The following is a 5,641-nucleotide window of genomic DNA, read 5'->3' as shown; positions in this document are numbered from 1 at the left end:
CCACCTTGGTAGAGCCGGTAAAGGCGATGCAATCCACGTCCATGTGCAGCGCCAGCGGCTCACCAGCTTCCAGGCCAAAACCGGGCACCACGTTGAACACGCCGGGGGGAATGCCGGCTTCCAGCGCCAGTTCGGCCAAGCGCAGGGCGGTAAGGGGCGACTTTTCGCTGGGTTTGAGCACGATGGAATTGCCTGCGGCCAGGGCCGGGGCGATCTTCCAGGCGGCCATGATCATGGGGTAGTTCCAGGGCACGATGACCCCCACCACGCCAACCGGTTCGCGGGTGATCAGCGCCAGCGAACCACTGCCGGTGGGCGCGATTTCGTCGTAGATTTTGTCTACCGCCTCGCCGTACCAGCGGATGCAGTTGGCGGCGCTGTTCACGTCCACCGCGCGGGCGTAGCGCACCGGCTTGCCCATGTCCAGGGTTTCGGTCAAGGCCAGCTCATCGGCGTGGGCCAGCAACTGGTCGGCAAACTTCACCATCACGCGCTTGCGCTGTGCCGGGGGCAGGCCGCGCCAGCGGGCATCGTCAAACGCAGCGCGGGCGGCTTGCACGGCCTGGTCGATCTCGGCCTCGCCGCCGCGGGTGACTTCGGCCAGCACCCGGCCATCGACGGGCGAGGTTTTGGTAAACACGGCGTTGCCCTGCACGCGTTGGCCGTTGATGAGGGCACGGCCATCCAGTTTGAGATCAGAAATAGTAAACATGCAGGGTTTTCCTTATGCAGCCGCAGCCGCTTGTATCTCGCGCGCCCGGCGGGTCTGCTGGCGGGCCATGAGAACGCTGTAGGCGATGATGCCGATGCTGACCACGGTGATCAAAATAGCTGCCGCAGCATAGATCGAAGGGTTCACGCCGCGCCGGGCGTAGCCAAAAATCACCTGCGGCAACGTGGTCACACCGGGCCCTGACAAAAATTCTGAGATCACCACGTCGTCAAAAGACAAGGTAAAGGTCAGCATCCAGGCCGCCACCAGCGACGGCGCGATGTTGGGCAGCGTCACCAAAAAGAACACTTGTAACGGGCGGCAGCCCAGGTCCATGGCGGCTTCCTCGATGCTGCGGTCCATCTCGCGCAAGCGGCCGATGATGACCACCGTGGCATAGGCCATGCCCAGCAAGGTGTGGCCCAGCACAATGGTGATTGCGCCGCGGTCAGGCCAACCCAATGCGCGCTGCACGGCCACCATCAGCAGCAGCAACGACAGGCCGATGATCACCTCGGGCATCACCAGCGGCGCGCTCACCAGGCCCGCAAACAGGTTGCGACCTTTGAACTTGAGGAAGCGCACCATTACAAAGGCTGCAAACGCACCCAGGATGGTGGACAGCGTGCCAGTGATAACCGCCACCCTGAGCGACAAAAAGAAGCCCTCCACCAGCCGCGAATCGCCCATCAGCGCGGTGTACCAGCGCAGCGAGAAGCCGGTAAATACGCCATCTTGCCGCGTGCTATTGAACGAAAACAAGATCAGGAAGAACAGCGGTACGTACAAAAACAGGTACACCACCGTCAGCCAAAAGCGGCCAAAGTAGTTTTGGACGAAGCGCGTCATGTCAGGCTTCCTTTGGCGCGTTGCTTGCGTCGCTGTAGCGGTTGTAGATGGCCATGGGAATCAAGATGAACAAAATCATCACAATCGCCAATGCCGAAGCCCGGGGCCAGTTGTTGCTGCTGAACATTTCGTCCCACACCACGCGGCCAATCATCAGGTTCTCGGCCCCGCCCAGCAGGGACGGAATCACGAATTCGCCCACGCTGGGGATGAACACCAGCATCGACCCGGCGATGATGCCGGCCTTGCTGAGAGGTACGGTGATGAGCCAGAACGCATGCCAGGGCGATGCACCCAGGTCGTGGGCGGCTTCCAGCAGGCGGAAGTCCATCTTCACCAGGTTGGCGTACAGCGGCAGGATCATGAACGGGCAGTACACGTAGGTCATGCCGACCAGCATGGACACGTCGGTGTAGAGCATCTGGATCGGCTCGTGGGTAATGCCGACCCACATCAGCAGGTTGTTCAGCACGCCCTGGTCGGCCAGGATGCCCTTCCAGGCGTAGACGCGCAGCAGAAACGAGGTCCAGAACGGCAGCATCACCAGCATCAGCAGCGCGGGTTGCAGGCTGGCCTTGGCCCGGGCGATGAAATAGGCAAACGGGTAGCCGATAAACAGGCACAACAGCGTGGTCCAGAAGGCGTACTTCACCGAAGTGATGTAGGCCTCGATGTAGATGGTCTGGCCCCAGACCCGGACGCCGTCGTCACCCACCTCGCTCACAATGGAGAGGTAGTTGTCGTATTTCAGCAGGATGTGCCACACACCGTCAAGCGCGCTGAGCAGCGGCGCGAACGGGTCGATGCCGTTGCCCATGTCGGTCAGGCTGATGCGCACCAGAATCAAAAACGGGGCCACAAAGAACAGCACCAGCCATAGATACGGCACGCCGATGACGAAGCGCGCACCGGGAACCAGCCGGGCCCATTTCAGTAATTGCATAGCAAGCTCCGCTTATTGGGTGAGCGTGACAGGGGCAACGTCGTCCCACCAGAAGAAGACTTTGTCGTCCCAGGTGATGTCGCTGTTGTCGTGGCGGCTTTGGTTGGCCTCGGTCACCTTGACACGGCGGCCACCGGGCATTTCGACGATGTAGCTGCTGTAGCTGCCAAAGTAGGCAATCTCGCGCACCGTGCCCGAAAACAGGTTGTAGTCCACGTCCGCAGGCCGGTCTTTGGAGATGGCGATTTTCTCGGGCCGCACCGCCACCGCCAGCGGCATGCCCAGCGTGCCGCTGATGCCGTGGCCGACCCGCACCACGCCCTGGTCGGTGGTGACTTCGCAGCGGTCAGGTTCGTCCACGCTGAGATGGCCGTCAAACAGGTTGATGTTGCCGATGAAATCGGCCACAAAGCGGTTGGTGGGGTGTTCGTAAATTTCTTTGGGCGTGCCGACCTGCAGCACCTTGCCCTTGCTCATCACCGCAATGCGCGAGGCCATGGTCATGGCTTCTTCCTGGTCGTGGGTCACCATCACCACGGTAACGCCCACCGATTCGATGATGTTGACCAGCTCGAACTGGGTGCGTTCGCGCAGCTTTTTGTCCAGCGCGCCCAAGGGTTCGTCCAACAACAGAAGCTGCGGCTTTTTGGCCAGGCTGCGGGCCAGGGCCACGCGCTGCTGCTGCCCGCCAGATAGCTGGTGCGGCTTGCGCTTGGCAAAGTCGGTAAGTTGCACCAGGTTCAGCATCTCATCGACACGGGTTTTGATCTGCGCGCTAGGCATGCCCTCGCGCTTCAGGCCAAAGGCGATGTTGTCCCAGATGTTGAGGTGCGGAAACAGCGCGTACGACTGGAACATCATGTTGATGGGCCGCTCATACGGCGGCATCTTGGCGATGTCCACGCCATTGAGCATCACCGCGCCCGAAGTCGGGGTTTCAAACCCGGCCAGCATGCGCAGCAAGGTGGATTTGCCGCAGCCCGAACTGCCCAGCAGCGCAAAAATCTCGCCCTTCTGTATCGACAGCGTCACGTTGTCCACGGCGGCCACACCGTCGAAACGTTTGACCAGGTTTTCGGTGCGCAGAAAGCCTTCGGGGCGGGGTTTGGGCAAATTCATAAGGGACATTCCCAGCTAATCAAAATAATAAAAAAAGCCGTGCACCCCCGATGACGACGGTGCACGGCTTTTCAGGCTCACGAACTCAAGCGCTTATTTGCTCTTCTTGAACAGCGTGTACACGTTGCTCATCGACTCGCGGGTTTCGTTGCTCAGGCTGGTGGGCGAGACCATTTTGGCCATGTTGTCGGCGTCGACAAAGGTGGTCTTGTCGCTGGCAATTTCAGGCTTGACCTTGTCGATGCTGGCCTTGTTGGCGGTGGGGTAGCTCAGCTCGTTGGTTAACGAGGCCGACACTTCGGGGCGCAGGAAGTAGTCCATGAACATCATGGCGTTGTTCGGGTGCTTGGCATCGGCAGGAATGGCCAGGTTGTCAAAGAAGATCAGGCCGCCGTTTTTAGGCAGCAGCACTTCGATGTCGTTGCCGTTCTTGTTTTCGATGGCACGCGCCTTGGCGATGTTCAGGTCGCCCGCCCAGCCCAGGCCCACACAGGCCTTGCCACCGGCCATGTCGTCGATCATGGTGCTAGAGAACAAACGGATGTCTTTGCGCACCTTGGCCAGCATCGCGCCCGCGGCCTTGTGGTCGGCTACATCGGCAGAGTACGGATTCTTGTCCAGGTAGTGCAGCGCGGGTGGAATCACTTCGGTGGGCGAATCCAGGTAGGCAATGCCGCAGGACTTGAGCTTGGAGGTGTAGGTGGGGTTGAACACCAGGTCCCACACGTTCTCAGGCAATGGCATGGAGCCCAGGGCCTTGGCGACCTTGCCCTTGTTGATGGCCACGGTGGTGTAGCTCCAGGCCCACGGCACCAGGTGGTCGTTGCCTGCATCGACACCGGCGACCTTGCCCATGATGATGGGGTCGAGGTTGGCCAGGTTGGGGATCTTGCTCTTGTCCAGCTTCATGAGCAGGCCACCGTCGATCTGCGACTTGGCAAACACCGCGCCGGGCACCACGATGTCAAAACCGCTGTTGCCTGCCACCAGCTTGGCCTGCAGCGCTTCGTTGTTTTCGAAGGTCTGGTAGTTGACCTTGATGCCGGTTTCTTTCTCGAAGTTGGCCACCATGTCGGCCGCGATGTAGTCGGGCCAGTTGTACACGTTCAACACCTTTTCTTCGGTGTTGGCAGGCGGCGCGGCCGGAGCCGATGCCACCGGAGCGGGCGCGGGCGCAGCGGCCACCGGGGTCTCTTCTTTTTTACCGCAGGCGCCCAGCATCAGGGCGGACAAGGCAATAACCAATGCTTGCTGTTTCATGTGTCAAAACTCCAAAAAATGGGGAAAGAAAAAAGATTGTAGGGGGCTCAATGACCCTTAACGGACCTTACTGGACGTGTCCGGCGGCCTTCAACTCTTGCCAGGTCAGGTCTAGACATAGCAAGATCAGCGCCACCATCTCGTCGATCTGGGCATGCGTCATGACCAGCGGCGGGGCGATGATCATGCGATCGCCCACGGCGCGCATCACCAGGCCGTTGGCAAAACAATGTTTGCGGCACAGCATGCCCACCGACAGGCTCTCGTCAAAGCGCTCACCGGTCTGTTTGTTTTTCACCAGCACCAGCCCGGCCACAAAACCGCAGGTTTCGGCGTTCGACACCAGCGGATGGTCGTTCAGCGCGCCGTATTTTTCCGCTAGGTAGGGGCCGATATCGGTGCGCACCTTTTCGACCAGGTTTTCGCGCTCCATGATGGCGATATTGGCCAGCGCCACGGCACAGGCCACCGGATGGCCACTATAGGTGTAGCCGTGGTTGAACTCGCCGCCCTTTTCAATCAGCACCTTGGCCACGCGGTCGCCTACCATCACGCCGCCCAACGGGATGTAGCCACTGGTCACGCCCTTGGCGAAGGTCACCAGGTCGGGCTTGTAGCCAAACTTTTCGTAGGCAAACCAGTGGCCCAGGCGGCCAAAGGCGCAGATCACCTCGTCGCTGATCAGCAAGATGCCGTACTTGTCGACGATGCGCTGGATTTCCGGCCAATAGGTAGCGGGAGGAATAATCACTCCGCCC

At 60.3% G+C, this 5,641-nt stretch carries 6 protein-coding genes; all 6 read right to left on the bottom strand.

The window, feature by feature from the left end; genetic code table 11:
• Positions 1–712, bottom strand: a 712-nt coding sequence (locus tag ABI213_RS05345; protein WP_348026331.1) for an aldehyde dehydrogenase family protein, incomplete at its 3' end; no start/stop codon positions are given.
• Positions 713–724: 12 nt separating this feature from the next.
• The gene (locus tag ABI213_RS05340; RefSeq protein ID WP_348007544.1) at positions 725–1,561 is read right to left on the bottom strand and encodes an ABC transporter permease subunit; all 837 of its coding nucleotides are present in this window, start codon (positions 1,559–1,561) and stop codon (positions 725–727) included.
• Between the two features lies 1 nt (position 1,562).
• On the bottom strand, positions 1,563–2,504 hold the full coding sequence (locus ABI213_RS05335; RefSeq protein WP_348007543.1) for an ABC transporter permease subunit: 942 nt from the start codon (positions 2,502–2,504) through the stop codon (positions 1,563–1,565).
• A 12-nt stretch (positions 2,505–2,516) separates the two neighbouring features.
• Positions 2,517–3,623, bottom strand: coding sequence for a polyamine ABC transporter ATP-binding protein (potA, locus tag ABI213_RS05330; RefSeq protein ID WP_348007542.1), 1,107 nt, complete (start codon positions 3,621–3,623; stop codon positions 2,517–2,519).
• 93 nt (positions 3,624–3,716) lie between these two features.
• Entirely contained in the window at positions 3,717–4,883 is a 1,167-nt protein-coding gene (locus tag ABI213_RS05325; RefSeq protein WP_348007541.1) for an extracellular solute-binding protein, read from the bottom strand.
• A 67-nt stretch (positions 4,884–4,950) separates the two neighbouring features.
• Positions 4,951–5,641, bottom strand: a 691-nt coding sequence (locus ABI213_RS05320) for an aminotransferase class III-fold pyridoxal phosphate-dependent enzyme (protein ID WP_348026329.1), incomplete at its 5' end; no start/stop codon positions are given.

Origin of the sequence: Rhodoferax sp. (genome assembly GCF_039922535.1) — a bacterium.
GTDB lineage: Bacteria > Pseudomonadota > Gammaproteobacteria > Burkholderiales > Burkholderiaceae_C > Rhodoferax_B.
Note: the sequence above shows the minus strand (reverse complement) of the source record. Positions and strands in the feature narration are given on the sequence as shown.